We start from the raw sequence: 25550 nt of genomic DNA on the forward strand, positions 1-25550 counted from the left end.
GCGTTTTGAGCGAGTTGGCTGTAGGGGTGCTATGGCCACCTACTCCGTCGAGTTCGTCGGCACCGGCGAGACGATCGAGGTCTCGGACAAGGAGACGATCCTCTCGCGATGTATCGAGGAGGGGATCGCCCAGGAGTACTCCTGTCGCGTGGGGATGTGTCTCGCCTGCACCGCCGAGATCGTCGATGGCGAGGTGACCCAACCCGCCGCGCGCGGGCTGACCGAGGAGGAGGCGGCGGGGTTCGCGCTGACCTGCATGGCCCGCCCGCAGTCGGACCTCCGGCTCGACCGCGGGAAGTACCCCCCGAGCATCGCGATCGACGAGGGGGCGAACCACACCGTCAGCGGGTCAGGGTCGGACCTCGCGGCCGACGACGACTAGCTCTCCTCCTCGCTCTCGCTTTCGCCCTCTCCCCCGTCCCTGGTCTCAGTTTCAGTCTCGGTCTCGGTCTCGTGCCGGCGGATCGCCGCGACCGTGTTCTGGACGTACTTGATCGCCGTCGCAATCGCCATCAGCCCGCTCATCAGCTCCTGCTGGGTCGCGCCGTCGGGGTAGATCCGGTGTTCGAACTGAAGCGAGTCGACGTTCGGGAACTCCGTGGAGCTCTCCTCCTCGTCGAGGAAGGTGTAGAAGCCGGGCGTCGCGGCGAACACCGGCCCGATCCGCGAGAGCAGCTCGTAGCGCTGGTCGGGGTCGGCGATCACGGCCGCAGTGCGCTCGGTGTCGAAGGCCGCGCGGCCGACGACGCGCAGCGGCCCCCAGGTGTCCTCCTTGATGACGTTCAGCGGGATGTGCGAGAGGCGACACTGGATGCTGTATTCGGCGGCGTTGTCGGTGGTCCGTTCGACGTCCTGGACCACGCGATCGTCGAGCCACTTCTCGACCTGGTCCGCGCTGATGTCGTCGACCATGCCGACCCTTCGCGCGCCGCGGGTAAATGGATCGGTGCTGCGCCTGCCGGCCCGGGCGAAGGGCTATTCGCCCGCGGCTCCTACGGAAACCATGCCACGGGTCGAGCAGCTGTTCATCGCACGCGAGGACTCCGCCCCGATGGAGTCCCTGGAGTCGGTCGCGGCCGTCAAGGGCGGACTGGAGGGCGATCACTACTGCACGGGGACGGGCTACTACTCGCCGTACGACGTCTGTGAGGTGACGCTGATCGAGGGCGAGGCGATCGACGAGATCGACGAGGAGTTCGACATCGACCTCTCGGACGGCCGCCACCGCCGCAACGTCGTCACCCGCGGGGTCGAGGTCCACGACCTGCTCGGGACCACCTTCAGGGTCGGCGACGCGGTGCTCCGAGGGACGCGTCCGCGCCCGCCGTGTGCTCACGTCGAGCAGGTCGCCGGCGAGGACGGGGTCGCCCGCGCGCTGAAGAACAAGCGCGGCGGGGTCTGTGCGAAGGTCGTCGAACCCGGTCGGATCGCACTCGACGACGGGATCGAGGTGCTCGAGGAGGACGCACAGACGATGGGCCGACGGATCGCCGAGCGCCTGGGCTGGTGATCACTCGGGGAAGACGCTCTCGGGGACGAACGCCGTGACCGTCCAGTTGGGCGCGTCGACCACCTCGCTGATCTTCAGGTCGACGGCGACCGAACAGAGAATGTACGCCTCCGCCCGGGAGAGCCCCCGCTCGGCCGAGAGATGGTCGATCATGTGGCGGATCGCAAGCTTGGTCGCCTCCATCAGGTCGTCGCTGATGCCGGTCGTCCCGTACATCGGCTCGTCCTCGCCGCTGGCGGTGAACGGGCCCGTCGTCTCCAGGCGGGGCTGGGCGATGTCGGCGTCCTTCTCCAGGCCGAAGCGCGCGGTGACGAACATCGGGGCTTCGATCCCGGTTACGCAGACCTCGCCGTCACCCTGTGCAGCATGACAGTCTCCCGTCGAGAACAATGCACCATCGACCTCCACTGGGAGATAGACCGTCGAACCCGCGGTCATCTGCTTGACGTCCATGTTGCCCCCGACGTCCCGCGGCGGGAGGGTGTCGTGTTCACCCGTCTCGGCGGGGGCGTTCCCGATCGTGCCCGGGAACATGGCTAGCGGGATCTCGATGCCGTCGACGAACTCCGCGGAGTCCTCGCCGAGCTCCCACATATGGAGCCCCGCGTCCTCGAACTCCTCGGGCAGGAGCCCGAGCCCCATCTCGCCGGGCATGAACCCCGTAAAGCCCCAGCCTTTGTGCTCGAACTCGAGCAGCTCGACGACCAGCGCGTCGCCCGGTTCGGCGCCCTCGATCTCGACGGGGCCCGTCAGCGGGTGAACCGGGTCGAAGCTCGCGTTCGCGAGGTCGTCGACGTCGGAGTCGGGTGTCAGCTGTCCGTCGAGGGCGTCCCGACACTCGAAGCGCACGACCTCGCCGGGTTCGACCGTCAGGACGGGGTCGAGAGCGTTGTCCCAGGCGTTGTGGACGTTCTCCGCGTCGTCGCTCAGCTCGTGGTCGATCTCGTAGTCTGTGGCCGCCATCACACCGCATCCTCCGCGGTCACACCCGATAAAACCGAACGTAGCGGCGAAATCGAGAGGCGGTTTCTGGCTGATCCGACGGGCAGAGCTCAGTGTATCCGACGAAGCTCACTCTTCATCGAACACTGCCGAACAAAGCTCGGCAAGCTTGACTTCGCTTCGCTCAGTCAAACAGCGCGAGGCGGTGCCTCGCTGGCCCGACGAGGACTCAGGCCTCGTCGAACAACGCAAATCAAAGATTTGCTGGCTTGACTTCGGCTTACGCCTCGTCGAACAGCTCCTCGCCCGACACCATATGCTCCTCGACGGTGTCGAGGTCGAGGGTCAGGCCGAGACCCGGCGTCTCGGGAATGTCGATGTAGCCCTCCTCGATGACGCTCTCCTCGACGAGGTCCTCCCACCACTCCAGCTGGTAGGAGTGGAACTCCACCGCAAGCGAGTTGGAGATCGCGGTGCCGACGTGGGCCGAGGCCATCGTTGCGACGGGCGAGGAGACGTTGTGCATCGCGACGGGCATGTAGTAGGTGTCGGCGAAGTCGGCGATCTTGCGGGTCTCGCGCATCCCGCCGACCTTCGGCATGTCGGGCGCGAGGATGTCGACGGCCTGCTCGTCGACGAGCCCGCGGTGGCCGTGCTTGCGGTAGACGTTCTCGCCGGCGGCGATCGGCGTCGAGGTCTGCTCGGTGACCTCGCGCTGGACGTCGTGGTTCTCCGGGGGCACGGGGTCCTCGAGCCACCAGATCGGGTACTCCTCGAGGCGCTCGGCCAGCCGTTTGGCGCTCCCGCCGGCGAAGGACCAGTGACAGTCGAAGGCGACCTCCGCGCGGTCGCCGACGCGGTCGGTGACCGCCTCGACGATGTTCACCTTGTGGTCGATCTCCCGGTCGCTGAGGTGACGGTTCGCGCGGTCCTTCTCCTCGCCGCTGGGCACGTCGAGGTCGAACTTCAGGGCGTCGTAGCCCAGCTCCTCGACGACGCGCTCGGCCTCGTCGGCGTTCGACTCGGGCTCGCTCTCGTCGCCCGCGTGACAGTCACAGTAGACCCGGACCTGGTCGCGGTACTTCCCGCCCAGAAGCTGGTACGCAGGGGTGTCGAGGATCTTGCCGGCCACGTCGTGCAGCGCGATCTCGATGCCCGCGACCGCGGTGACGGTCACGCCCGCGATCGAGCCCTCGCCGGACATCTTCTGGATCAGGTGCTCGAACAGCCGGTCGATGTCGAGGGGGTTCTCGCCGACCAGGAACGGCGTCATCCGGTCGATGAGCTCGGGGACGCCCGCACCCCAGTAGGCCTCGCCGGTGCCGACGATCCCCGCGTCGGTGTAGATCCGCACCAGCGTCCACGGGAAGTTCCCGTCGATCATCGTCGTCTGGACGTCCGTGATCTGGACGTCGCGCCCGCCCTCCCGTTTGGCCTCGAGCCCCATCGTGTTCGCTGAGAGCTCCCGCATCGTGTACTCGGCGTTGGGGTCGTGCAGCTGTCTGTAGTCCCGAACCATACCTCCGAGTGGCGCCCTCAACGCCAAAACAGTAGGGGTTCGAATTGAGTACTCGAATCCGAGTGATGTATTCCGCGGCGTCGGGCCGCAGCTTCAAGGTCGTCCCGTCCCCTGCTCCGGCATGGACGTCGTCGAAGACACGCTCGCCGTCGACATCGAGACCTTCCTCGCGCGCCCGCTGTTCTGCTTTCTCGCGACGGCCTCGCCGGAGGGGCCGCGCGTCTCGCCGCTGTGGTATCTCTGGGAGGACGAGGCGATCTGGATCGTCGTCAACCCCGAGCTGAAGAGCTATCCAGAACGGGTCGAGAACGACCCGCGGACCGCGCTCGCGGTCGTCGACTTCGACGCCTCCCGAGGACTGGTCCAGCACGTCGGCATGCGCGGGGAAGCGAGCGTCGAGGCGTTCGACCCCGGGAGGGCCAAGCGGCTGTTCCGGCGGTATCTCGGCCCCGAGGAGGGCTGGGACGGGCGCTTTCACGCCGTCTTCGATCGAAGCGATCGCTACCGGCTCGTCAGGTTCGAGCCCGAGACGGTCGTCGCGCGCGATCAGTCCTACGCACCGGGCGGGCCGTTATAGCAGGTCGAGACTCTCCAGGTCCTCGACCATCGCCTCCTCGCTCTCCTCGTCCATCAGCTGCAGCGGGCTCCGAAGCGGGCCGGCATCGAAGCCGACGTGGGGCAGCGCGCTCTTGACCCCGGCCATGTAGGAGCCGTACTTGATCGCGTCGCGCACGTCGTAGACGTCGCTCTGGAGCTCGCGGGCGCGCTCCTCGTCGCCCTCCTCGTAGGACTCGTAGAGGTCCGCGACGAGCTCGGGATAGACGTTCGCGACGGCGCTGACCATGCCCGAACAGCCGATCTCGAGGCCCGGGAATAGAAGGGAGTCGGACCCTGCAAGAAAGGTCAGCTCGGGGTGGGCGTCGATCGCCTGGGCGAGCCACGGGACGTCCTTGCTCGAGTCCTTGACCCCGGCGAGGTTCTCGATCCCGGCGAGCTCCGCGAGGGTGTCGAGCGACAGCGCGTTGCCGGTCTTGCTCGGGATGTGATAGATATAGATCGGCAGGTCGACCGCTTCGGCGACCCGACGGTAGTGGTTCAGGGCGGCGTCGCCGTCCAGCGGGTAGTAGTACGGGGTGACGACGACGAGTCCGTCGGCGCCGGCCGACTCGGCGTGTGCGGCGGCCGCGACGGTCTCGTAGGTGCTGGGCGCGCCGACGCCCGCGATCACGGGAACCTCGTCGATCTCCTCCGTCACGGCCTCGACGACGCCCTTTCGTTCCTCGCCGGTCAGGAGGGGAAACTCGCCGTTGGTGCCCAGCGGGAAGACGCCGTGTGCGCCGCCGTCGACGACGTACCGTGCGTGGGCCGCGGTCGCCTCGTAGTCGACCTCCTCGTCGTCGTCGAAGACGGTGATCGTCGGCGGGATCACACCCTGAAGCGAAAGCGGATCGTTGGAGCCGGTGTGCATGTCCGTGCAGTCGGGACCCGTGGTCTTAATGGCTGGCGGTGCGCTCGCCGGGGACGAGCGTGCGTCCCTCGGGCGGGCAGACGATCTCCTCGGGCGAGAGCGCCCCCTCGCCCGCGACCGCGTCGACCCAGGTCTCGACGTCGTGAACCCGGAGCTTCAGCCGGACGCTACAGGGGTGCAGCGACGGCGAGTCGGGAAGCAGCGACCGATCGAGATCGTACTCCTCGTAGACCGAGCGGCGGTCGGGCCACGGCTTCCCGAAGGAGGTCACCGGGAGGTTGCGCCGGAGGAACCCCTCGACCTGGTTGAGCACCGAGACGGTCCGCGGGCGGTCTGGCGGCCGGTAGCGGAGGACCTCGGGATCGAGGCGCCGGATCGCGGCGAGGAAGGTCTCGGTGCTCCGGTGTTCGGGTGGGGTCGAGAGATGCCAGTCGATCAGCTCGCTGTCGGCACAGACGAACGACTCGGTGAACTGGTCGGCCAGGTGGGTGCGAAACGACTTCGAGGGGAGGTTCTTGACCCCGAAGACGCTCGGGAGGTCGTGTTCGCGCGTACAGCGCTCCCGGCAGCGTTCGAGCTCGTCCTCGAGCGACGCCTCCAGGCGGGCCTCGGGGTCGGGGACCGACTCGCAGCCGTCCAGCAGCGTCGTGCTCTCGGGCATGATCCCGAGCTTCCTGTCGGTGAGGAAGTCGAGGGCGTCTGGCTCCTCGGCGAGCCCCGAGAGCTTGATCGACTTCCCGAACGCGCCGACGCGCTTCTTCTGGACGAAGAACTCCTTGAGCAGCGAGTCGATCGCCCAGCCGTGATACATCACGTCGGCGTTCGCGAGGCGCTCGACGCCGCGCTGGTGGATGTGGATCGACTCGCCGATCCCGTTGGTGTAGCGGACCGTGTCGATGTCGGTGCAGAAGTACGAGCCGTCGACCGGTAGGACGCGATGGGTCGCGTCGTACTGTTCTGCGAGCTTCCTCGCGACCCGGACCTCCGAGGCGGTGTCGGTGCCGACGGTGTAGCAGCACTCGATGTCGGGGATGCCCGCGAGCAGCGTCCGCGAGTCGTAGCCCGCGCCCAGGAGGACGGCCTTCCTCCCCCGCAGGTCGGCGCGCCGCGAGAGCGCCCGTTCGAGGCGGTCGGCGAGCTCGCCGGCGTGGTCGAACTCGCGGGGGCGGTAGACGAACCGATCGAGACGGTCGGTCGAGTCCGAACGCAGAACGCCGTCGAAGGGGGTCCGCGAGACCTCCTCGAAGAGGGTCCGGTCGCCGAGGACGACGCTGATGTGAGCCAGCTCGAACAACGAGTCGGGATCGAGCGCCAGCCCCGGAACGAGCCGGGCGAGCCGTGTCGCGTCGGTGCCGAACGCCCGCGGGCCGACGGCGTCGGTGTAGAAACACTCCCAGGAGCGGATCGGGTCGGTGTAGACGGCCGCCCGGTCGCCGTCGTCGACCGCGACCAGATACGAGCCGTTGAGCCCCCCGAGCGCGTCCCGCCCGCGCTCGCGATGGGCCTCGAGGAACCAGCGGGCCGGGTCGTCGACGCCGTCGGGAGTGTAGATCTCCCCCCAGATCACACAGCAGCCCTCCCCGTCCTCGTGGGCGGCGCTGCGGTGTGGCGCGCCGAGATCCGGGTCGCGGATCCCGACCGAGAGCGAGCCCGTCGAACAGACCCGGTCGAACTCCCCCTCGTCGCGCGCGTCGGCGAGCGCCTCCCGGTCGCCGAACACCCCGAACAGCTCCTTTCGCATCATGTCCATCCCCGGTCACGGTCGTCACGAAGGGCGACGATACCGGCATTGCTAACCGGAGACATATAACTGTATCAGGATCGGGACCAGTCCGTCAGCGCCCGCCGGACGACCCGTAGCCCCGAGACGGGCTCAGCTCGATCGGCTAGTATCGTTTCGGTGGGTGTTCGCCCGGTCGACCGGCGCACGAAGGGTTATGGGGACGATCGGCCTAGCGGAACTCATGGCACGCGAGATCAGCGCCGAGCGCTTCGAGCGCATGCAGCGGACCGACGAGCCGTTCACGCTCGTCGACACCCGCCCCGAGGAGAGCTTCGAGGCCTGGCACATGCCGGGGGCGGTCAACTTCCCCTTCGGCAAGGAGGCGACGCTCGACGACGAGCGGGCCGCGGAGCTCGATCGGTCGATCGACGGCGACCGCCCGCTCGTCACCGTCTGTGCGAAGGGGATCTCCTCCGGGAACTTCGCCGACGAACTCGACAGGGCGGGCTACGACGACGTGGCGGTGGTCGAGGGCGGCATGGAGGCCTGGAGCGCGGTCTACGACGTCGTCCCGATCGCCTTCGATTCGATGGAAGTCCTCCAGATACAGCGCCGGGCGAAGGGCTGTCTGGGCTACGTGATCTGCGATCCCGAGTCGGGCGAGGCGGCGGCCGTCGACGCGACCCGTCACACCGGCGAGTTCGTCGACGCCGCCCGCGAGCGCGACTACCAGATCACGGCCGTCCTCGACACGCACGTCCACGCCGACCACGTCTCGGGCGGGCGCGAACTCGCTTCCGAGCTGGGCGTTCCCTACTACCTCGGCGAGCGCGCCCGCGAGCGCGGGTTGGAGTACGAGTACGAACCCCTGGAGCGAAACGAGGTGCTGGAGGTCGGCAGTCTCGAGATCAAGGCGCTCCGGACGCCCGGCCACACCGGTGAGATGGTGAACTACCTCGTCGGGAGTACGGCACTGCTGAGCTCCGATACGCTGTTCGTCGACGGGACGGGGAGAACCGAACTCGAGTTCAGCGAGGACGCCGGCGAACGGGGCGCGCGCATGCAACACGAGTCGATCCACCGAACCCTGCTCGCCGAACCCGATTCGGTCACCCTGCTGCCGGGTCACGTCACCGTCACCGACGAGGGCGAGTTCGAGGGCGGCGTTCCGGGCGAGCCGGTCCGCGCGACCGTCGGCGGACTTCGAACGGGGCTCGACGTCCTGGCGCTCGACGAAGAGGCGTTCGTCGAGCGGAGCCTCGAGAGCCTCCCCGAGAAGCCGCCCAACTACGAGCGGGTGATCGACGTCAACCGGGGCGTGGAGGCGATCGACGAGGACGAGGCCACCGAGCTCGAGCTCGGGCCGAACAACTGCAGCGCGTAGCGGGAAACAACGGCTAAAAGGCCGCTCGGCCCTAGCCAGTAGCCATGACCGAGCCCGTGGTCGGCCACCTCCGGGACCAGGAAACCATGGTAGCGCGCGTCGAAAGCGGGGCGGCCCCCGACTGGGTCGGGGATCACTGGCGGACCTTTCGCGACGGGCTGCTTGGCGAGCGAAACGGCAGTCCGTTCCCCTGTTTCTTCGGCGCCGAGTCGGTCCGCGATGGCGACCCGCTCTACACGGCGGTCCCCTCGATGACCGACAAGGACGCCCTGCTGGAGCTCGGCGGAACGCTCGCGGAGTACCTCGACGTCTACGAGGACCACAACGACCAGGCGTCGCTGGTCGCCTTCTTCCGGCCGCCCGAACGCGAGCTATCGGAACGCGAGTACCACGAGGCGCTCTGGCACGTCCTCCAGTTCCTCCACGTCCACGACCCCGAGCCCTGGCCCGAGGACATCCCGACCGATCCCGACGACCCTCACTGGGAGTTCTGTTTCGCCGGCGAGCCGATGTTCCCGACCTGCCGGGCGCCGTTCTACGGCGATCGGAAGAGCCGCTACTGCCCGATCGGCCTTGAGATCACCTTCCAGCCCCGCGCGCTGTTCGAGAACCTGAACGTCACCGGCGACACCGCGGCCGGAAAACACGCCCGCGAGGTGATCCAGGGCCGACTCACCGAGTACGACGGCGTCTGTCCCCACGCCGACCTGGGCGACTGGGGCGTCGAGGGCGACCGCGAGTGGAAGCAGTACCTGTTCTCGGAGGACCCCGAACAGGCGCCCGACACCTGCCCGATCAACGTCTCGCGGGAGCACCCGAAGGCCGCCCCGGCGCGACCGACATCCGTCTCGGAGCCGAGGGCCGGGGATGACTGAGGACGGACCCGTTCTCCTCCTCGTCGACCTCCAGACGGGGTTCGACGACCCGAAATACGGCGAGCGCAGCACGCCCGACGCCGAGTCGAACGCCGCCCGCCTCCTCGAGGCCTGGCGCGAACGCGACTACCCGCGCGTCCACGTCCGCCACGACTCCACCGAGCCGGACTCCCCGCTCCGGGGCGACGGGCCGGGGTTCGCCTGGAAGCCCGAGACCGAGCCACGGGATGGCGAACCGGTGTTCACGAAACGGGTCAACTCGGGGTTCATCGGGACGGAGTTGGAAAGCTGGCTCCGCGAGCGCGGTCACGACTCGGTCGTCGTCGTCGGTCTCACGACCGACCACTGCGTCTCGACCACCACGAGGATGGCCGAGAACCTCGGCTTCGACGCCACGGTCGTCTCCGACGCCACGGCGACGTTCGAACGCGAGGGCCCCGACGGCGAGCGCTTCCCCGCCGACGAGATGCATCGGACCGCGCTCGCCCACCTCGACGGCGAGTTCGCGACCGTCGCGCCGACCGAGGAGGTCGTCGACGGGCTCGACCGATCTCGATCCGAGGGTTGACTCTGATCGACGATCGAAGCGTATTTCCCCCATAGGAGTTTGATTCTACCATCGTTCGAGACTATTGTAGTATAATAGGCGATAAAGTCACGTCAGTACTGTTCATACGGTAAATTTATTACCCGAGCGGGAAACGGTGAGGTATGGTGTGACACGAGATATCACGAACGGCGGCGTTGGATCGTTGTCCGAGCCTCAAACGTCATGTGTGATCATCCGAATCCGTGACCGCCGGGGCGACGTCCCCGGCACTCCTCCCGAAGCGAAGCCCGCGGCGTGTTTCTGCGACGACCGACCCGTTCAGTCGAGACTGACCAGCCGGTTGAGCGCGTAGACCGTTCGGAGCATGTCCGCCGAGCGTCCGGGTCCGAAGACCAGCTCGTCGGCCCCCCGAACGTGTTCGAGGACGTCCTCGGAGGCGTGCTCGGGCGCGGCGCCGATCCCGCTTCCCTCCTCGGCGACCCACTCCATCACCCGCAGGTCGCTCTTCGAGTCACCCATCACGAGCGCGAAGGGGTCCTCGACCGCCAGCACGTCGAGGGCTGCCTCGACGCCGACCACCTTGTTGAGCTCGAGCGAGCCGATCTCGGCGGCGTCGCCCTCGTAGTAGGCGACGTCGATCCGGTCGAAGTAGTCGGCGAGGGCCTCGGGCACCTCCTCGGGGTCGACCTCGGGCGGCGAGCCCCGCTCCTCGAGCACGTCACGGATCTCGGGGTCGCTGTCGGCGTAGAACGCGCGGGCGAACCCGCCGGCCGCGTCTGGATCGACGTCGGCATCGGCGACCTCGGCGACGGCCTCGCCCAGCAGGCCGAGCTCGTAGACCAGCGCGTCGTCGATGATCTCGATCGCCTCCTCGGAGCCGATCTCGAAGTTGGGCTTCATCGTGACGTTGAACTCGTTGCCCTGGAGGTGACAGCCCCGCCTGAGCTCCTCGGGGGCCTCCCGGAGCACCCGCGAGCGGACGTCGTCGAACACCGAGACGATGCCCTCGTCGAGATCCTCGTAGAGCAGGTGTTTGGTGTCGGCGCCGTGGCCCGGCGTGAACACGCCCGTTCCGGCCTCGTAGACGATCGAGAGCTCCCCCGAGTGGACGATCTCGCTGCCCAGCCCCTGGATCATGAAGCCCTTGACGTTCTCCAGCGTCTGGCCCGTACAGATCACGATCGGAACGCCGTCCTCGTGGAACTCGGTCAGTAGGGAGAGCGTCTCCCTGGGAATCTCGTTGTCGGTGTCCCCCGCCGATCTGAGGGTTTCGTCGACGTCGAGCACGAAGACGTTCACCCCGCGGCCGTGCTTCGAGTGCAGGTCGAGCGCGGTGAAGGCCTGCTCGCGGGTGGCGTGGGCCGCGACCTCGGCGTAGGCCCCGTCCGGGAAGCCCGCGCGGATCTCGGATTTTCGCCGGTCGAGCTCGTCGCTCGCGCGCTCCCAGTGTTCGAGGGCGACCCGCGAGTCGACGGGCGGGAACAGGTCGACGAGGTCCTGGTAGGCCTTCAGCGAGTCCGCCTCGTGATCCTCGTAGAGGCGATAGAGCAGGTCGTATCGTTCCATACCCGCCGCTGCTCGCCCGAACGCCAAAAGAATGGGTATCGCCCTTCCCGCGCGCTTCGCCGGGTGTATCGCCGCCGCTCGAATATTTACTCGTAGTGGAGTAACTGTTTTTGCCCGTCGGACCCTCGTCGGGAGCATGGACGCACTGGCGGTTCGGAAGGGCGAGCACGAGCCCAGCGTGATCGATATACCGGAGCCCGTGCCCGGTGAGGGCGAGGCGCTCGTCAGGACGCTGCGGGTGGGGGTCGACGGAACGGACCGGGAGGTGCTCGAGGGGGGTCACGGGGAGTTCCCCGCGGACGAGGAGTACCTGGTGCTGGGCCACGAAGCCGTCGGGGTCGTCGAGGATCCCAATGGAACGGAGTACGAGGCGGGCGACGTCGTGGTGCCGACCGTTCGGCGGCCGCCCAACGGCGAGAACGAGTACTTCGAGCGCGGCGAGCCCGACATGGCCCCCGAGGGCGAGTACCACGAGCGCGGCATCGTCGGCGCCCACGGGTTCATGGCCGAGTACTTCACGAGCCCCGCGGAGTACCTCGTGCGGATCCCCGACGAGCAGGCGCCGCTTGGCTTCCTGATCGAGCCCATCAGCATCACCGAGAAGGCGCTCGACCACGCCTACGCCTCGCGGTCGGCCTTCGAGTGGAACCCCGAGAGCGCCGCCGTGCTCGGCAACGGGAGTCTGGGGCTGCTGACGCTCGCAACCTTCGTCCACACCCACCCCTTCGAGCGGACCTACTGCGTGGGCCGGCGCGATCGGCCGGATCCGACCATCGAGATCATCGAGGGGCTGGGCGCGACCTACGTCGACTCGCGGGAGACGCCCGTCGACGAGCTCTCGAGGGAACACGAGGGGATGGACCTGGTCTACGAGGCGACGGGCTACGCGAAACACGCCTTCCAGACGATCGACGCGCTCGCGCCAAACGGCGTCGGGGCGCTGCTGGGCGTGCCCGGCCCCTGGGAGTTCGAGATCGATGGCGGAACGCTTCACGAGGAGCTGGTGTTGCACAACAAGGCGCTGGTGGGAAGCGTCAACTCCCACGTCGGCCACTTCGAGGGCGCGAGCGATACCCTCGGGAGCCTTCCGGAGGAGTTCCTCGACTCGCTGGTGACCGGCGTCCACGGGCTCGACGACTGGGAGGCGGCGTTCGCGGATGACGATACGACTATAAAAACGGCGGTCGAATTTGCCGCGTATGAAGAACGTTGACGACCTGATCGAGAGCGCGGCCGAGCTGGCCGAGCGGGGGCTCTCGAAGGGCGAGATCGCGGACGAGCTGAACGTCTCCCGGGAGACGGCGAGCTGGCTGGTCGAGCGAAGCGGCGGGGCCGAGCCGCCCGCCGAACCCGAGATGCGCAGCGAGCCGACGGACTTCCACGTCGACTGGAGCGCGATCGGGCGCGACAGCGCGCGCCTCTCGTACGTCTCGCAGGCGATGGCCGATCTCTTGGGAAAGCAGGGCGAGGAGATCGACCTGACGGTGGGGATCGAGAAGGCGGGCGCGCCGCTGGCGACGATGGTCGGCCGGGAGCTCGACACCGACCTCTGTACGTACGCCCCGCGCAAACACCAGTGGGAGGAGGGCGACATGGACGAGCTCGGCGGGAGCTTCTCGCGGAACTTCGCGGCGATCCGCGACCGCGAGTGCTACGTGATCGACGACACGATCACGAGCGGCACCACGATGCGCGAGACGATCGAGGCGATCCGCGAGCAGGGCGGCGAGCCCGTCGCCTGCGTCGTGCTGGTCGACAAGCAGGGCGTCGAGGAGATCGACGGCGTCCCCGTCTACTCGCTGGTGCAGGTCCTCCCCGTCGGGGGCGAGGAGTAGCCACACCGACGGAGGCTTCACGCCCGGGAGGCTAGACCGCCCGTGACGCGACGGGGGCTGCGGTACTACCCGATCGAGGTCGCGAGGCGGCTGCGCCACTACGCCGAGAAGCGGCTTTACGGGTACGCCGATCGGGGCACGCTCGCGGAGGCCGCGGCGTCGATCCTGGCCGAGCGGGCGGCGAACGGCTTCAGGGCCGGGGGCCACTTCCAGGGGGTGTGGCCCCGCGACCTCTGTTTCGCCGCCCCGGGGCTGGTCGCGAGCGGGCTCGGCGACGAGCTCCGGGTGACGACCGAGGGGCTCGTGGAGCGCGTCGCCGAGTCGGGGACGTTCTACACCGACTTCCACGACGGGTTCGAGGCCGCGACGCCCGCCGAGGGCGTCGATACGTTCCCGGCGCTGGTCGTCCTCCTCGACGAGACCGGCGGGATCGACCCCCACGGCGACGCGGTCGCCGCCCTCGCAGAGTTCCATCGTCGGAAGTTCTTCGACCCCGGTTCGGGGATCGTCGACGGCGCCGGCAGCGCCTGGTGGGACTCGGCGGCCGACCCACGGGAGGCGTACAACACCGCGATGCTCCTGACGGCGCTCGAGCGCCTGGCGGAGCGCGGGGTCGAGACGGCCTACGCGGGGTGGGGGTCGGCGATCCGGGAGGGGTTGTCGGGGCTGTGGAACGGGCGGTTCTTCGACGAGGCCCGCGGCTCGTCGGTCCTCGCCTGCGACGCGAACGTCGTCCCGCTGTACTTCGGCCTCGTCGGGGACCGGCGGGCCGAGCGGATCGTCGGGGCGCTCGACGACCTCCGGACGGAACACGGCCTACGGATGCGCGAGCGGCCCTTCTCCTACGGCGAGGTCCACCCCTACTTCCTGTTGCACCGCGACTACCACGACGGGGTCTGGCCGTGGAACAGCTTCATGTACGCGAACGGGCTGGTCCGCTACGGGTTCGACGGGCGCGCCGAACGGGAGGTCGAGCGCGTCGAGCGCCGTCTGCGTCCGTACGGGACCTTCCTCGAGGCGCTGGCCCCGGACGGGACGGCCTACGAGAGGCGCGGCTACGCCAGCGCGGAGGACTTCACCGTCGCCGCGGCGCTGTGGACCGAGTACCGGGTCCGGACCGGCCGCCCGCCCGACTCGATCGCCGCGGACGGGGCCCCCAGCTGATTAGCCCTCGGTCCACTCGACGGGGTACTCCCGGGGCGGGTCCTCGACGAACGCCTCGAACGCCCCGAGATCGACCGGCGCGGGCATCGGATGGCGGTCGGGGATCGCCTCCGGCAGCGCCGCGTGATACCGGTAGTACGTCCCGAAGTCGGCGGGGTATTTCGAGGGGTCGACGCCGAGGAACTGTCCCTGTCGCTCGGCGCGGGCCAGGAGCGAGCGCCACCGCTCGACCGGCGCCTGGCCGGCGGCACGGACCCCGTTCGAGACCGGCGTCAGGTCGATGGCCTCGTAGGGATCGGCCGCGTCGAGGTAGCCCTCCAGCGAGTCGGCGTCGGGGCCCGCGTTGAACGTCATCCAGTAGGGGACCGAGCCGGTCCTGAGCGCCCACCACGGCTGGAGGAGCGCGAACGACCCGACGAGCAGCCGGTCGCCGCCGATCCCGCGGCGTCGGTACTGATCGCGGTAGAAGTCCGCGACGAGCCCGCTCAGCTCGTTGGAGCCCTTGAAGGAGAGCCGGCGGACGTCGTAGCCCCGCTCGTCGGCCACGCGCTCGACGTCCGTGCCGAGCGCCGGTTCGAAGCCCCACTCGGCCTCGGTGCTCTGTTCGTCGGCCGCGGGCGCGTCCCACATCCGGCGGCCGTCGCCGTGGCGTTCGAGGAACGCCCGGACGCGCTCGCTGCCCTCGCGGTACTCCTCGGGCGGGAGCCCGCCGGGCGCGCCGAACTGGAAGACGTGGCGGTCGTCGACCCGGGTGGTCGGCCACTCGAGCTCGCAGTCGACGAGGATCACGGTCCCGCCGGGCTCGAGGACGGCGTCCAGGAACTCCTCGTACGCGGGGCCGAGCCGACGGGACTTCACGCGGAAGTAGGCCGCTCGCGCGAGGGTGAGCTGGTCCTGGTTGGGATCGAACGCCTGGTGGAGCTCGACGTCGGGGTTGGCCTCGAGCAGCGCCCGGGCGTGTTCGCGCCCCCACTCGAGGTCCTCCTTCGGCTCGTTGGGGTCGACGTCCCGCCGGACGGGCAGCAGGAACGTCTGGGGGAGCCATGGGATCCCGAGCAGGGCGGCCAGGTGCACGGCTGCGCCGTTGGCCGATCCGACCATCACCGCGGGATAGCCCCGTTCGGGGTAGCGGTCGGCCGCCCATCGCCGGAGGGCGCCGACGTCGACGTCGCCGAGGGCGTCGGGGTCGATCGCCTCCGCGGCGGTCCCACGTCGATAGAGGACCTGCCGGGCGCCCTCGGGGAGGTAGTTGCCGTAGGGCAGGATCGAGGCCGCCCGCTGGGGCGCGAGCCCGAGGGCGGGGATGTCCTCGCCGTAGTGATACCGCGACAGCGCGCGAAGCAACGTCGTCCCGGAGTCGATGCCCGCGAGCGGCCCCGGCAGCGACCGGTGTTCCTCGAGCCATCGGAGGGCGCTCATGGCGGGATCGGCCTCCGGCTCCGCTGCTCGTCCGACGCCGCGCGAGGGGGACTGGCGTCCATGGCAGGAGGTGGCGGGGCCACCGCCAAAAACCCACCGCGGGGCGGCCCGAGCGCAACACAACGGCTTTCCCCCTCGAACGACTACGGCAGGGTATGACGTTTCAACCGAACAGCGGGCTCTCCCAGGAGGAGGTCACCGAGCGCGTCGACAGCGCGATCGAGGAGAACGAGGTGGTGCTGTTCATGAAGGGCAACCGGCTGATGCCCCAGTGTGGGTTCTCACAGCGCGCGGTCGACCTGATTACCCAGTACCGCGACGACGTCGAGTGCGTCGACACCCTCGAGTCGCTCGACGAGTACCGCGTCGCGCTCTCGGAGCACAGCGGCTGGGAGACGACGCCCCAGACCTACGTCGACGGCGAGTTCATCGGCGGCAGCGACGTCCTCGCGGAGATGGACGAGCGCGGCGAGCTCGAGCCGGCGCTGGCGACGGAGTAGGTCCTCCGGCCGTCACGATCGATCGCAGGCAGTAGCTTTTTACAGGGAAAGCCCATATATGTCTGGAGCACCTACTATAGCCTGCACGGGCGCGATCGCGAGCCGCAAACCACCCCACGAGACCCATCCATCAACAATGTCAGGGCGCGTATATCAACTTCATTCGACGCTGGAACTGCCCCTCGAGGACGTCACCGACTACTTCGAGTCGGACCCGGAGCTTCCGGAGCAGATCGAGGACATCGAGATCACGAGGCGCAACAACACGCTCATCATCAAATCCGCTGCCCGCGAGGGGACGGTGAGCAAGTACACGCCGACCGCCCAGCTGAAGGCGAGCGTCGCCGAGACCCGCGTGTACGAGGAGGAGCCCGAGAACGGCCCCGGCGCGCCGCCCGCCTGGGGCGAGGAGGAGGAGGAGATCCCCTCCGAGCTCGTCGAGTTCGCCGCCTTCAAGGGCGACCGCGAGACCGTTCTCCAGAACACCGCGCTCCAGTTCCCCATGTTCGAGGTGCTCTGTGACCTCGCTCAGGAGGCCGAGAAGGGCACGCTGACCGCCATCGCCGAGCGCGACGGCGAACTCGAGGCCACGAAGATCGTCGACGGCGAGAAACGCCCCGCGACCGTCGAGGTCGTCGAGGGCCCCGGCCCCGAGAGCAGCCCCAAGAACGGCGTCAACTGGCGCGACAACAAGTTCATCACCTGATCCGCGTTCGATCGGGGGAGCTGTCACCACACCTCGTAACAGGCCGTAAGCGCTTAGTGCGTGGTAATTAAATCTCATTAGCGTATGCCAGACGGCTTTCCCGACTACTTGGACGTCGACTACGAGGACGGCGAGGGACAGGACCCCGAGGAGTACCCGACGCTCGATACGAAGATCGAGAAGGCGATCGAGGTCACCCGACGGGGGCTCGAGCAGTACGAGACCCCCGCGGTGATGTGGACCGGCGGGAAGGACTCGACGCTCACGCTGTACTTCATCAAGGAGGTCGCCGAGGAGTTCGATCTCGAGGTACCCCCGGCGGTCTTCATCGACCACTACCAGCACTTCGACGAGATCCACGACTTCGTCGAGAAGTGGGCCGACGAGTGGGACCTCGAGGTCATCTACGCGCGCAACGACGACGTCGGCGCGTACGTCGACGAGCACGGTCTCGAGCCCGGCGACGACATCGAGATCGAGGAGCTCGACGAGCAGAACCGCCACCACGTCCGCGACCTGCTCGAGTACGAGGAGGACACCTTCCCGTTCCTGCTCGACACCTACGTCGGCAACCACCTGCTGAAGACGGTGGCGCTGAACAACGCCCTCGAGAAGCACGACATCGACGGCGTCATCTCCGGTGTGCGCTGGGACGAACAGGAGGCCCGCGCCGACGAGACCTTCTTCAGCCCGCGCCACGACCCCGAGATCTACCCGCCCCACGACCGCATCCAGCCCATCCTGCACTTCGACGAGCGCGCCGTCTGGGACGCGTTCTGGTACGTCGTCGTCCCCGAGACCGTCGAGGGCTACCCCGAGGAGGGCTACATCCCCGAGGGCTACGACGATCTCCCCGAGGGCATCTCCCAGGAGGACATCCCGATCTCGCCGAAATATTTCGAGGGCTTCCGGTCGCTCGGCAGCGAGATCAGCACCCAGAAGTCCACCGACGACCCGGCCTGGCTCCAGGACGTCGAGAACACCGTCGAGCGCGAGGGCCGCGCCCAGGACAAGGAGGACCTGATGGAGCGCCTTCGCGATCTGGGCTACATGTGAGCCGTCGATAGTTTTCCCTTCGCGATCCGTCGCTTTTTCCGACTGACCGAACGGCGTATTCACTCCCCGTCGTGGTCCCGTCCGTTCGGGACCCGTGTCACGGTGAAGCGTGGCTTAGTGACGTCCTACACCCGTGAGACCGGCTTTCAGAGAATATATTTACGGGGCCGGACCCTACCCGGTAGTATGAACGAATCCACCCGTTCGCGGACCGTAGCGAACCGTTTCAAGGACCCCGAAGTGACGATCGCGGCCGGCCTCCTCGCGATCGGCGCGGCGATCTACGCCGTCGAGACGGTCGCCCCGTCGCTCCTGCTCGACGGCGGCGACCCGGCCACCCTGGCCGCGGTCTTCGGCGTCATCGGCCTGCTCTACCTCGCGGTCCTGCTGGTCTCGACGACGGTCGACCGGGCCTGAGAAACGAACGACGACCACCGCGTCCCGAGGCCGACCTCGGGTCGCGGGCCGAGCGGATCTTTTCGATTGAACGGCACGACGGCACCAACATAGATGGCGGTCCGGTACGTCGGTGCCGGGTGATGAGCGAGTTCCCGACGTACCTCGACGTCGATTACGCCGACGGCGAGGGCGAGAGCCCGGCGGACTACCCGACGCTCGACGCCAAGACCGAGAAGGCGATCGAGGTGACACACGACGCCCTCAACGAGTACCGAAACCCGGCGGTGACCTGGACCGGGGGGAAGGACTCGACGCTCGTGCTCTACTTCGTCCGGGAGGTCGCCCGCGAGTTCGACCTCGGGATGCCGCCCGTCGTGTTCATCGACCACTTCGAGCATTTCCCGGACGTGATCGCGTTCGTCGAGAAATGGGCCGAGGAGTGGGAGCTCGACCTGCGCTACGCCAGAAACGAGGAGTTCGCCCGCCTCGCCGAGCCCGGCGGCGAGATCCCGATCGACGCCCTCGGCGAGGAGAACCGCCGCGAGCTGCGCGACCGGCTGGAGTTCGAGGGCGATACGTTCCGATTCAGCGCCGACAGCTACGAGGGCAACCACCTGTTGAAGACGGTGGCGCTCAACGGCGTCATCCGCGAGGAGGGGTTCGACGGGGTGTTCTCGGGCGTGCGCTGGGACGAGCAGGCCGCCCGCGCCGACGAGACCTTCTTCAGTCCGCGCCACGATCCCGAGAAGTACCCGCCCCACGACCGGATCCACTCGATCCTCCAGTTCGAGGAACGGGCGGTCTGGGACGCGATGTGGAACCACGTCGTCCCCGACGCCGTCGAGGGCTATCCGGCGGGTCGCGTCCCGCAGGACTACGACGACCTGCCCGCCGGGATCGAGCCGGCGGACCTGCCGGTGGGCCCGAAGTACTTCGAGGGCTTTCGCTCGCTGGGCAGCGAGAACGGCTCGACGAGAAGCGACGACCGCCCCGCGTGGCTCCAGGACCTCGAGGGCACGACCGAGCGCGCGGGCCGTTCCCAGGACAAGGAGGACCTAATGGGGCGGCTTCGCGACCTCGGTTATATGTGAGCTAGCGGTGTGTCGCGCGGTACTCGCCGTGTTTGACGCCGATCGCGAGCATGAGGAGGCCGAAGACCACCATCGACGGGAGCACCATCATCAGGACGGTCCCCATCGTCATCATCGGGGACGTCCCGACGACGCCGAGGGCGATCAACGCGACGAACACCGCCGCCGTTTTCGGGAGATCGAACTCCATACCTACCCCTTCGTCGGGGCGAGAATAAGGGTTCCGCGGCGGGGCCCGATGGAGGGGATACTTGTCCCTACGGAACCGATACAGGTGAGGATCGTTCGGCCGACGTTCGGGATCGGTGCCGGCCGCTCGGCGGTCGTTCGACCGTCACGCGACGTGGTACCGGGCGATCGCCTCCCCGTCGCACTCGGGACACCGCGTGACGCCGGGGTCGACTGTCGTCCCGCAGTGTCGACACTCCGAGACGGTCGGTTCGGGCTCCGAGAGGTACGCCCGCACAGTATCGATGAGGGGCATGGGTGATTCATCCCTCGTCGGTCGGAGGTAATAATCGTTTAGATTCTCCCGCGGCGGGAGGGGCGGACCAGATCCGCCAAGGCGAGGGTACAGCCGAGCATCCAGCCGAGGGGGACGACGAGACCGAACCAGGCGCCGACGGCGGCGAGCCCGCCGAGGGTGGTGCCGTCCGGAACGGGGTCGCTCGCCCCAATGGACGCGAGCGACCCCTCGAGAAGGCCGACGGCGAGTACCGAGCTACCCGGGAGGGACGCCGAACTAAGGGTCATCGGGAGGGATCCGACTACCAGAACCGGGAGGACGATCGCCGCCAGTCCCAACGGGTACGCGAGCAGAACGGCCGCCTTCCGCCCGCCGCGCGAACACGGGACGGCGGCCGCGGCCGCGAACGTGCCGACGACGGCCGCGGCCGCGACGAACCCCCACCGGGAAAACTGCAGATACGCCATCGCCGTCAGTCCGCCCCAGAGCAGCGCTGAGAGCGCGACGACGCCCGCGATCCCGAGGTCCGTCGCCATCCGACCGATCCGGCGAACGGGGGCCCGCACCGCGAAGCCGACGGCTACCAGGGGGTAGAGAAGCACCACGACGAGCGCGCCCAACCCGGCCCACCCGCCGTACGCGACCAACCCGGTCGTCGCGCTCGGTATACCGTTTCCGGGGACCGGGCCCATGGCCACCCGCCGGGACGGGAAGGCCAACCCCATCCATCCGGCGTGGAGCCGCCGCAGGTCGACGTCGATCGCCCCGACCGGCCCGGGACGGCGTGACCGCACTGCCATACCACCACAATATCATAAAATTACTTTACTGTTTCGGCAGATTATAACCTTCTACCAGGAGGCGAAGCTCGGGTCGACCTGGCGTTCTTCCGTATCGATCCCGTCGATGACCTCGATATCCTCGGCGTCGAGGTCGAGCGAGAGGGAGTCCCAGTTGTCGCGGATGTGCTCCTCGCCGGTGGCCTTGGGGATCGCCGTGATCCCCTTCTCGCGGAGCCACGCGAGGCTGACCTGGGCCTCGCTGGCGCCGTGTTTCTCGGCGATCTCCCCCAGCTCGGGGACGTCGAAGACCTCGCCGCGGGCCAGCGGCGAGTACGCCACCAACGGGAGGTCGTGCTCGTCGGCGTACGCTCGCAGGGACTCTTGGGGAAGGAGGGGGTGGCACTCGATCTGGTTCGCGAAGATCGGCACCGAGCTCGCCTCCCGGGCCTCGTCGAGGTGTTCGGGCTCGAAGTTCGAGACGCCGACGTTCTCGACGAGCCCGTCGGAGACGAGCGTCGAGAGCGCGTCGAACGTTTCCTCGGGGTCGTACTCGCCGGCCGGCCAGTGGACGTAGAGGAGGTCGACGTAGTCGACGCCGAGCTTCTCGAGGCTCTCCTCGGTGCTCTCGATGACGTCGTCGTGTGCGAGGTTCTCGATCCAGACCTTGGTCGCGAGGAAGACCTCCTCGCGGTCGACGTCCGCGCGCGCGATCCCCTCGCCGACGCTCTCCTCGTTGCCGTAGATCTGGGCGGTGTCGATATGCCGGTAGCCCGTCTCGAGGGCCGTCCGGACGCTTTCGGCACACTCCTCCTCGTTCTCCCACGTCCCGAGGCCGAGGACCGGCATCCCGTCCACGGTAGCGACGTCGTCACTGGTCGGTGAGTCCATACCCGAAAGTGGGACGAGCGTCGAATAGGCCTTGGGAATGCGGTCAGATAGTGGGGTTCGAAACCGGCCTCAGAGCGCGCTTCCGGGGTGGTACTCGCCGAAGGCCTCCCGGAGGACGTCACAGATCTCGCCGGTCGTCGCCTCGCTCTTCACCGCCTCGAGGATGTACGGCATGACGTTCTCCTCGCCCGCCGCGGCCTCGCCCAGCGCCGCGAGCGCGTCCTCGACGGCCCCGTCGTCGCGTTCCTCCCTCACGGACTCCAGCCGGCTGATCTGGCGCTGCTGGTCCTCCTCGGTGACCTCCTCGATGTCCATCTCGGGGTCCTCGCTCACCTCGTACTCGTTGACGCCGACGATCACTCTACTACCGTCCTCGATCTCCTCCTGGCGCTCGAAGGCCACGTCCTGGATCTGCCGTTGGACCCACTGGTCCTCGACGGCCTGGAGCATCCCGCCCCGGTCGTCGACCTCCCTGATGAGCTCGAACGCCTCCTCCTCGAGCTCGTCGGTGAGCGCCTCGACGTAGTAGCTGCCCGCGAGCGGGTCGATGGTGTCGGCGGCGCCCGACTCGTGGGCGAGGATCTGCTGGGTTCGCAGCGCGGTGCGAACCGACTTCTCGGTGGGCAGCGCGAGCGCCTCGTCCTTGCCGTTGGTGTGGAGGCTCTGGGTCCCCCCGAGAACGGCCGCCAGCGCCTGATACGCGACCCGGACGACGTTGTTCTCGATCTGCTGGGCGGTGAGCATCGAGCCGGCGGTCTGGGTGTGGAACTTCAGCTGCTTTGCGGCCTCGGTCTCGGCGTCGAACCGTTCCTCCATGATCCGTGCCCACATCCGCCGTGCGGCGCGGAACTTCGCGACCTCCTCGAAGACGTCGTTGTGCGCGTTGAAGAAAAAGGAGAGCTGGGGAGCGAACTCGTCGACGTCCTGGCCGGCATCGAGGGCGGCCTCGACGTACTCGATGCCGTTTCCGAGGGTGAAGGCCAGCTCCTGGGCCGCGCTCGCGCCGGCCTCGCGGATGTGATAGCCCGAAATGGAGATCGTGTTGAAGTTGGGCACCTCCTCGGCGCAGAACTCGAAGACGTCGGTGATGATCCGCATCGAGGGTTCAGGCGGGTAGATGTAGGTGTTGCGGGCGATGTACTCCTTCAGCAGGTCGTTCTGGATCGTTCCTCTGAGTTCCTCTCGGGGGACGCCCTGCTCGTCGCCGACGGCGATGTACATCGCGAGCAGCACGCTCGCGGGCGCGTTGATCGTCATGCTCGTCGAGACCTCGTCGAGGGGAATGCCCTCGAAAACGGTCCGCATGTCGTCGAGCGAGTCGATCGCCACGCCGGATTTGCCGACCTCGCCGGCGGCCATGTCGGCGTCCGAGTCGTAGCCCATCTGCGTCGGTAAGTCAAAGGCCATCGAGAGGCCGGTCTGCCCCTGGTCCATCAGGTAGTGGTAGCGCTCGTTGGTCTCGACGGCGCTGCCCATGCCGGCGTACTGGCGCATCGTCCAGAGCCGGCCTCGGTACATCGTCGAGTACACGCCCCTGGTATAGGGGTCCTCGCCGGGGAAGCCGAGGTCCTCCTCGTAGTCGAGGTCCGCCACGTCGTCGGGCGTATAGAGCGGCTGGATCTCGTGGCCGGCCGTGTCGGTCGTGAACCGTTCCTTTCGCTCGCCGAAGCGGTCGATCGTCGGGCCCCGAGTCTCCTCCTCCCAGCGCTCCTTCCCCTCGCGGATCGATTCGAGATCCTCCTGGTCGAACATGCGAAACCGTACCGCGCCCAGGCTCTTAAGACCGCGCTCCGCCCGTTTCGCTCCGTGTCGTTTTTCCCCGCCGCGATCCAACGCAGCCCATGGACAGGCCGGTCGCGCCCGAGGAGAACGAGGGCTCGCCGATCCCGACCGACGACCGGAGCGACCGCTGGCGGGCGGCCAAGTACACGTCCCCGTTCGTCGCGCTGGGGATCATGAACGTCGCGCTGGTGCTGGGTTGGGGGCTCGAGCCGCTGTGGGTCTTCGCGATGCTGCCCCCGATCCTCTTCATCAGCGTGCTCACCTGGGTCGCCTTCAAGAGCGGCTTCGTCACCGACCGCGAGGACTACTAACCGCCCGTATCGTACTTGTAGGTCGCCGAGTCAGGGTCGATCCCGAACTCCTCGGGGGGAAGCGACTCGCCGGCCTCCGCGACCTCGGTCGCCGGCGCGGCCTCCTTGAACCGCTCGCGCAGGCGCTCGGGCATCGAGAACTCCCCGACGGGGAGGGTCATCGCGATCACCTCATCGCCGTCCTCGCGCTTGGCGTCGAGGCGCTCGGCGAGGGCCGCGGGGAGCGCGGAGCGCTCGACGGGCTCGAACCCGAACTGGAGCAGGTAGTCGGGTTCGGGCGCCAGCGCGTGGACCGATTCGAACCCCTCGTCGCCCGCGTAGCCGACGAGCCGTTCGACGACGTGGGCGCCGACGCCCTGCCCCCGCCAGGACTCGACGACCCCGAGGCTCGTGATCTCGGGGGCCTCGTCGTGGAGCCGGAGCCGACCGAAGCCCGCCTTCCGGCCCGTCTCCTCGTCGAGCGCGACGACGTACTCCTCGGGGCGAAACGCCGCGCCGTCGAGGCCCATCCGCTCGATCCCGTCGCGGAGCCAGGCCTCCTCGCGGTTCTTGGCGCGTCGGACGTACATGGCCGGGCTTACGCCCGCCGGAGTAAAAGCCTTTCACGGCGACCGAAAGCTTGAATCGCGCCGCCTTCGAACCCGGGGACATGAGCGACGACGACGAAGCCGAGGAGGAAGAGGCCCCGCTCGTCGAGCTGGGCGAGGGAACCCCGGTCGAGGGGGCCCCGCTGGCCCGGGTGGCCTCCCGGCTCCACTGGCCCGTACAGCGCAGCGAGATCCGACGCAAGGAGGGCGACGCGGTCGTCCGAACGCCCGACGGCCCGATGGAGGTCGGCGAGATCCTCGAGGGCACCGGGGTCAGCTACTTCGAGAGCCGCCAGGAGTTCCTCGACGCCTGCCGCGAGGTGACCGGGACCGGCCCGGTCCCGACCGCCGAGTAGATGCGCCTGCTGGGACGGCTCTCGTGGGTCCAGCGCTCGCTGTTGGTCGCGGGGGTCGTCCTCCTCGTCTGGGTGAGCTGGCCGACCGACGGCATCAGCCAACGGGTCGTCCGCGACACCCTGCTCTACCTGCTGGTCCCGCTCGGGCTCGGGCTCGCCCACGGCCGCCACATCGGCTGGCGGGTCGACCGGCGGGCGATCGTCGACACGATCGCGCTGTCGGCGTTCGTCCTGCCGTTCTACCTCGTTGGCTCGACCCTTCCCAGCGTTCGGGAGTTCTACCCGATGTGGGAGACCGCCCCCGAGCTCGGGAGCTTCGTTCCCCACGCCGTCCAGCTGTTCGTCCTCGCGCTGGCGACCGAGACCTACTTCCGGGGGCTGCTCTGTGTCGGCGTCCGGGACCTCGGGGCGAAATGCGTCCTCATCAGCCCGATCGTCTACACGCTGTTGCACCTCGGCAAGCCGCCGATCGAGCTCGCGCTCTCGGGGCCGACCGACGTGCTGTTCGGCGCCGTCGACTACCACGCCGACTCGATCCTCCCCTCGACGGTCGCCCACGGCTGCGGGCTCGTGTTGCTCGACTGGCTCGTCCTGCATGACCCGATCCTCCCCCCGGAGACCGTCCTGCAGTGGTTGTCCTGGCTCCCGCTCCCCTTGTAGGCTGTCGCCGG

General features: G+C 68.3%; 30 protein-coding genes. 17 read left to right on the plus strand and 13 right to left on the minus strand.

Translation table 11 applies throughout. The features are described from left to right. The first annotated feature begins 31 nt into the window (after positions 1 to 31). On the plus strand, positions 32 to 382 hold the full coding sequence (locus WOA58_RS07050; RefSeq protein ID WP_340603477.1) for a 2Fe-2S iron-sulfur cluster-binding protein: 351 nt from the start codon (positions 32 to 34) through the stop codon (positions 380 to 382). Here WOA58_RS07050 and WOA58_RS07055 read toward each other — a convergent pair. Then, a complete protein-coding gene (locus WOA58_RS07055) occupies positions 379 to 912 on the minus strand; it encodes a hypothetical protein (protein WP_340603478.1) in 534 nt (177 codons plus the stop codon). The two genes, WOA58_RS07050 and WOA58_RS07055, sit on opposite strands and share 4 nt — an antisense overlap. A 91-nt stretch (positions 913 to 1003) precedes the next feature. On the opposite strand from WOA58_RS07055, the gene WOA58_RS07060 reads away from it, so the two are divergent. Then, positions 1004 to 1510, plus strand: a complete 507-nt coding sequence (locus tag WOA58_RS07060) for an MOSC domain-containing protein (protein ID WP_340603479.1) — start codon at positions 1004 to 1006, stop codon at positions 1508 to 1510. Here WOA58_RS07060 and WOA58_RS07065 read toward each other — a convergent pair whose 3' ends face one another. Together WOA58_RS07065 and WOA58_RS07070 are read right to left on the minus strand one after the other, a co-directional pair. Next, positions 1511 to 2473, minus strand: a complete 963-nt coding sequence (locus tag WOA58_RS07065; RefSeq protein WP_340603480.1) for an acetamidase/formamidase family protein — start codon at positions 2471 to 2473, stop codon at positions 1511 to 1513. A 259-nt stretch (positions 2474 to 2732) separates the two neighbouring features. After that, positions 2733 to 3971: a mandelate racemase/muconate lactonizing enzyme family protein gene (locus tag WOA58_RS07070; protein ID WP_340603481.1), complete on the minus strand. Its 1239-nt coding sequence runs from the start codon at positions 3969 to 3971 to the stop codon at positions 2733 to 2735. 121 nt (positions 3972 to 4092) lie between these two features. Between WOA58_RS07070 and WOA58_RS07075 the strand changes: the two genes are divergently transcribed. Then, positions 4093 to 4548, plus strand: a complete 456-nt coding sequence (locus tag WOA58_RS07075; protein WP_340603482.1) for a pyridoxamine 5'-phosphate oxidase family protein — start codon at positions 4093 to 4095, stop codon at positions 4546 to 4548. Here the strand turns inward: WOA58_RS07075 and WOA58_RS07080 are convergent. Further along, complete coding sequence (locus tag WOA58_RS07080) at positions 4543 to 5439, minus strand: dihydrodipicolinate synthase family protein (RefSeq protein ID WP_340603483.1); 897 nt, start codon at positions 5437 to 5439, stop codon at positions 4543 to 4545. The genes WOA58_RS07075 and WOA58_RS07080 overlap by 6 nt on opposite strands. Before the next feature lie 25 nt (positions 5440 to 5464). Next, on the minus strand, positions 5465 to 7183 hold the full coding sequence (locus tag WOA58_RS07085; protein WP_340603484.1) for a hypothetical protein: 1719 nt from the start codon (positions 7181 to 7183) through the stop codon (positions 5465 to 5467). A 220-nt stretch (positions 7184 to 7403) separates the two neighbouring features. Here WOA58_RS07085 and WOA58_RS07090 point away from each other — a divergent pair, with 220 nt between their 5' ends. Genes WOA58_RS07090 through WOA58_RS07100 form a run of 3 tightly spaced genes read left to right on the plus strand, consistent with a single transcriptional unit; the run spans position 7404 to position 9989 of the window. Next, positions 7404 to 8546: an MBL fold metallo-hydrolase gene (locus WOA58_RS07090; RefSeq protein ID WP_340603485.1), complete on the plus strand. Its 1143-nt coding sequence runs from the start codon at positions 7404 to 7406 to the stop codon at positions 8544 to 8546. Positions 8547 to 8590: 44 nt separating this feature from the next. Next, positions 8591 to 9421, plus strand: coding sequence for a YqcI/YcgG family protein (locus WOA58_RS07095; RefSeq protein ID WP_340603486.1), 831 nt, complete (start codon positions 8591 to 8593; stop codon positions 9419 to 9421). Continuing rightward, positions 9414 to 9989 carry a cysteine hydrolase family protein gene (locus WOA58_RS07100; RefSeq protein WP_340603487.1) on the plus strand — a complete coding sequence of 192 codons (576 nt, stop codon included), beginning with the start codon at positions 9414 to 9416 and terminating at the stop codon, positions 9987 to 9989. Before WOA58_RS07095 ends, WOA58_RS07100 begins: the two co-directional genes overlap by 8 nt. A gap of 300 nt (positions 9990 to 10289) precedes the next feature. Here WOA58_RS07100 and WOA58_RS07105 read toward each other — a convergent pair whose 3' ends face one another. Further along, positions 10290 to 11537, minus strand: coding sequence for an HAD family hydrolase (locus WOA58_RS07105; protein ID WP_340603488.1), 1248 nt, complete (start codon positions 11535 to 11537; stop codon positions 10290 to 10292). A 136-nt stretch (positions 11538 to 11673) separates the two neighbouring features. Between WOA58_RS07105 and WOA58_RS07110 the strand changes: the two genes are divergently transcribed. The 3 genes from WOA58_RS07110 to WOA58_RS07120 are packed head-to-tail and all read left to right on the plus strand — an operon-like array spanning position 11674 to position 14536. Then, positions 11674 to 12750, plus strand: coding sequence for a glucose 1-dehydrogenase (locus tag WOA58_RS07110; RefSeq protein WP_340603489.1), 1077 nt, complete (start codon positions 11674 to 11676; stop codon positions 12748 to 12750). Continuing rightward, complete coding sequence (gene gfcR, locus WOA58_RS07115) at positions 12737 to 13372, plus strand: transcriptional regulator GfcR (RefSeq protein ID WP_340603490.1); 636 nt, start codon at positions 12737 to 12739, stop codon at positions 13370 to 13372. Before WOA58_RS07110 ends, gfcR begins: the two co-directional genes overlap by 14 nt. 42 nt (positions 13373 to 13414) lie before the next feature. Beyond that, on the plus strand, positions 13415 to 14536 hold the full coding sequence (locus WOA58_RS07120; protein ID WP_340603491.1) for a glucosidase family protein: 1122 nt from the start codon (positions 13415 to 13417) through the stop codon (positions 14534 to 14536). On the opposite strand, the gene WOA58_RS07125 is transcribed toward WOA58_RS07120, so the two are convergent. Then, positions 14537 to 15955: a hypothetical protein gene (locus tag WOA58_RS07125; RefSeq protein WP_340603492.1), complete on the minus strand. Its 1419-nt coding sequence runs from the start codon at positions 15953 to 15955 to the stop codon at positions 14537 to 14539. It abuts the gene before it with no gap. A 155-nt stretch (positions 15956 to 16110) separates the two neighbouring features. Between WOA58_RS07125 and WOA58_RS07130 the strand changes: the two genes are divergently transcribed. The 5 genes from WOA58_RS07130 (at position 16111) to WOA58_RS07150 (ending at position 19707) form a co-directional block, all read left to right on the plus strand. After that, the gene (locus WOA58_RS07130) at positions 16111 to 16455 is read left to right on the plus strand and encodes a glutaredoxin family protein (protein WP_340603493.1); all 345 of its coding nucleotides are present in this window, start codon (positions 16111 to 16113) and stop codon (positions 16453 to 16455) included. Positions 16456 to 16591: 136 nt separating this feature from the next. After that, positions 16592 to 17161: a DUF7110 family protein gene (locus WOA58_RS07135; protein WP_340603494.1), complete on the plus strand. Its 570-nt coding sequence runs from the start codon at positions 16592 to 16594 to the stop codon at positions 17159 to 17161. Positions 17162 to 17245: 84 nt separating this feature from the next. After that, entirely contained in the window at positions 17246 to 18217 is a 972-nt protein-coding gene (locus tag WOA58_RS07140) for a phosphoadenosine phosphosulfate reductase family protein (protein ID WP_340603495.1), read from the plus strand. A 186-nt stretch (positions 18218 to 18403) separates the two neighbouring features. Beyond that, positions 18404 to 18634 carry a hypothetical protein gene (locus tag WOA58_RS07145; protein ID WP_340603496.1) on the plus strand — a complete coding sequence of 77 codons (231 nt, stop codon included), beginning with the start codon at positions 18404 to 18406 and terminating at the stop codon, positions 18632 to 18634. Between the two features lie 122 nt (positions 18635 to 18756). Further along, complete coding sequence (locus WOA58_RS07150; protein WP_340603497.1) at positions 18757 to 19707, plus strand: phosphoadenosine phosphosulfate reductase family protein; 951 nt, start codon at positions 18757 to 18759, stop codon at positions 19705 to 19707. A gap of 1 nt (position 19708) precedes the next feature. Here the strand turns inward: WOA58_RS07150 and WOA58_RS07155 are convergent, their stop codons facing one another. From WOA58_RS07155 to WOA58_RS07175, 5 genes are all read right to left on the minus strand, one after another. Beyond that, positions 19709 to 19897 (minus strand): DUF7333 family protein, encoded by a 189-nt coding sequence (locus WOA58_RS07155; protein ID WP_340603498.1) that lies wholly within the window; start codon positions 19895 to 19897, stop codon positions 19709 to 19711. A 144-nt stretch (positions 19898 to 20041) separates the two neighbouring features. Beyond that, positions 20042 to 20191 (minus strand): hypothetical protein, encoded by a 150-nt coding sequence (locus WOA58_RS07160; RefSeq protein WP_340603499.1) that lies wholly within the window; start codon positions 20189 to 20191, stop codon positions 20042 to 20044. Between the two features lie 38 nt (positions 20192 to 20229). Further along, complete coding sequence (locus WOA58_RS07165) at positions 20230 to 20973, minus strand: hypothetical protein (protein ID WP_340603500.1); 744 nt, start codon at positions 20971 to 20973, stop codon at positions 20230 to 20232. A gap of 51 nt (positions 20974 to 21024) precedes the next feature. After that, the gene (locus WOA58_RS07170) at positions 21025 to 21843 is read right to left on the minus strand and encodes an aldo/keto reductase (RefSeq protein WP_340603501.1); all 819 of its coding nucleotides are present in this window, start codon (positions 21841 to 21843) and stop codon (positions 21025 to 21027) included. A gap of 69 nt (positions 21844 to 21912) precedes the next feature. Continuing rightward, positions 21913 to 23595 carry an acyl-CoA mutase large subunit family protein gene (locus tag WOA58_RS07175; RefSeq protein ID WP_340603502.1) on the minus strand — a complete coding sequence of 561 codons (1683 nt, stop codon included), beginning with the start codon at positions 23593 to 23595 and terminating at the stop codon, positions 21913 to 21915. 89 nt (positions 23596 to 23684) lie between these two features. Here WOA58_RS07175 and WOA58_RS07180 point away from each other — a divergent pair, with 89 nt between their 5' ends. Then, positions 23685 to 23936 (plus strand): hypothetical protein, encoded by a 252-nt coding sequence (locus tag WOA58_RS07180; protein ID WP_340603503.1) that lies wholly within the window; start codon positions 23685 to 23687, stop codon positions 23934 to 23936. Here the strand turns inward: WOA58_RS07180 and WOA58_RS07185 are convergent. Next, the gene (locus tag WOA58_RS07185) at positions 23933 to 24505 is read right to left on the minus strand and encodes a GNAT family N-acetyltransferase (RefSeq protein ID WP_340603504.1); all 573 of its coding nucleotides are present in this window, start codon (positions 24503 to 24505) and stop codon (positions 23933 to 23935) included. The genes WOA58_RS07180 and WOA58_RS07185 overlap by 4 nt on opposite strands. Before the next feature lie 80 nt (positions 24506 to 24585). On the opposite strand from WOA58_RS07185, the gene WOA58_RS07190 reads away from it, so the two are divergent. Further along, positions 24586 to 24879 carry a DUF5789 family protein gene (locus WOA58_RS07190; protein ID WP_340603505.1) on the plus strand — a complete coding sequence of 98 codons (294 nt, stop codon included), beginning with the start codon at positions 24586 to 24588 and terminating at the stop codon, positions 24877 to 24879. Beyond that, the gene (locus WOA58_RS07195; RefSeq protein WP_340603506.1) at positions 24880 to 25539 is read left to right on the plus strand and encodes a CPBP family intramembrane glutamic endopeptidase; all 660 of its coding nucleotides are present in this window, start codon (positions 24880 to 24882) and stop codon (positions 25537 to 25539) included. Positions 25540 to 25550 lie beyond the last annotated feature (11 nt).

Origin of the sequence: Halalkalicoccus tibetensis (assembly GCF_037996645.1) — an archaeon.
Classification (GTDB): Archaea; Halobacteriota; Halobacteria; order Halobacteriales; family Halalkalicoccaceae; genus Halalkalicoccus; species Halalkalicoccus tibetensis.

Coding starts and splice junctions, on each gene's coding strand:
- WOA58_RS07170 (WP_340603501.1), bottom strand. CDS start 21,843: ATGGACTCACCGACCAGTGACGACGTCGCTACCGTGGACGGGATGCCG.
- WOA58_RS07105 (WP_340603488.1), bottom strand. CDS start 11,537: ATGGAACGATACGACCTGCTCTATCGCCTCTACGAGGATCACGAGGCG.
- WOA58_RS07195 (WP_340603506.1), top strand. CDS start 24,880: ATGCGCCTGCTGGGACGGCTCTCGTGGGTCCAGCGCTCGCTGTTGGTC.
- WOA58_RS07140 (WP_340603495.1), top strand. CDS start 17,246: ATGCCAGACGGCTTTCCCGACTACTTGGACGTCGACTACGAGGACGGC.
- WOA58_RS07150 (WP_340603497.1), top strand. CDS start 18,757: ATGAGCGAGTTCCCGACGTACCTCGACGTCGATTACGCCGACGGCGAG.
- WOA58_RS07185 (WP_340603504.1), bottom strand. CDS start 24,505: ATGTACGTCCGACGCGCCAAGAACCGCGAGGAGGCCTGGCTCCGCGAC.
- WOA58_RS07085 (WP_340603484.1), bottom strand. CDS start 7,183: ATGATGCGAAAGGAGCTGTTCGGGGTGTTCGGCGACCGGGAGGCGCTC.
- WOA58_RS07125 (WP_340603492.1), bottom strand. CDS start 15,955: ATGAGCGCCCTCCGATGGCTCGAGGAACACCGGTCGCTGCCGGGGCCG.
- WOA58_RS07080 (WP_340603483.1), bottom strand. CDS start 5,439: ATGCACACCGGCTCCAACGATCCGCTTTCGCTTCAGGGTGTGATCCCG.
- WOA58_RS07175 (WP_340603502.1), bottom strand. CDS start 23,595: ATGTTCGACCAGGAGGATCTCGAATCGATCCGCGAGGGGAAGGAGCGC.
- WOA58_RS07055 (WP_340603478.1), bottom strand. CDS start 912: ATGGTCGACGACATCAGCGCGGACCAGGTCGAGAAGTGGCTCGACGAT.
- WOA58_RS07135 (WP_340603494.1), top strand. CDS start 16,592: ATGTCAGGGCGCGTATATCAACTTCATTCGACGCTGGAACTGCCCCTC.
- WOA58_RS07070 (WP_340603481.1), bottom strand. CDS start 3,971: ATGGTTCGGGACTACAGACAGCTGCACGACCCCAACGCCGAGTACACG.
- WOA58_RS07155 (WP_340603498.1), bottom strand. CDS start 19,897: ATGGAGTTCGATCTCCCGAAAACGGCGGCGGTGTTCGTCGCGTTGATC.
- WOA58_RS07145 (WP_340603496.1), top strand. CDS start 18,404: ATGAACGAATCCACCCGTTCGCGGACCGTAGCGAACCGTTTCAAGGAC.
- WOA58_RS07165 (WP_340603500.1), bottom strand. CDS start 20,973: ATGGCAGTGCGGTCACGCCGTCCCGGGCCGGTCGGGGCGATCGACGTC.
- WOA58_RS07100 (WP_340603487.1), top strand. CDS start 9,414: ATGACTGAGGACGGACCCGTTCTCCTCCTCGTCGACCTCCAGACGGGG.
- WOA58_RS07190 (WP_340603505.1), top strand. CDS start 24,586: ATGAGCGACGACGACGAAGCCGAGGAGGAAGAGGCCCCGCTCGTCGAG.
- WOA58_RS07050 (WP_340603477.1), top strand. CDS start 32: ATGGCCACCTACTCCGTCGAGTTCGTCGGCACCGGCGAGACGATCGAG.
- WOA58_RS07110 (WP_340603489.1), top strand. CDS start 11,674: ATGGACGCACTGGCGGTTCGGAAGGGCGAGCACGAGCCCAGCGTGATC.
- WOA58_RS07075 (WP_340603482.1), top strand. CDS start 4,093: ATGGACGTCGTCGAAGACACGCTCGCCGTCGACATCGAGACCTTCCTC.
- WOA58_RS07090 (WP_340603485.1), top strand. CDS start 7,404: ATGGCACGCGAGATCAGCGCCGAGCGCTTCGAGCGCATGCAGCGGACC.
- WOA58_RS07160 (WP_340603499.1), bottom strand. CDS start 20,191: ATGCCCCTCATCGATACTGTGCGGGCGTACCTCTCGGAGCCCGAACCG.
- WOA58_RS07180 (WP_340603503.1), top strand. CDS start 23,685: ATGGACAGGCCGGTCGCGCCCGAGGAGAACGAGGGCTCGCCGATCCCG.
- gfcR (WP_340603490.1), top strand. CDS start 12,737: ATGAAGAACGTTGACGACCTGATCGAGAGCGCGGCCGAGCTGGCCGAG.
- WOA58_RS07095 (WP_340603486.1), top strand. CDS start 8,591: ATGACCGAGCCCGTGGTCGGCCACCTCCGGGACCAGGAAACCATGGTA.
- WOA58_RS07130 (WP_340603493.1), top strand. CDS start 16,111: ATGACGTTTCAACCGAACAGCGGGCTCTCCCAGGAGGAGGTCACCGAG.
- WOA58_RS07060 (WP_340603479.1), top strand. CDS start 1,004: ATGCCACGGGTCGAGCAGCTGTTCATCGCACGCGAGGACTCCGCCCCG.
- WOA58_RS07065 (WP_340603480.1), bottom strand. CDS start 2,473: ATGGCGGCCACAGACTACGAGATCGACCACGAGCTGAGCGACGACGCG.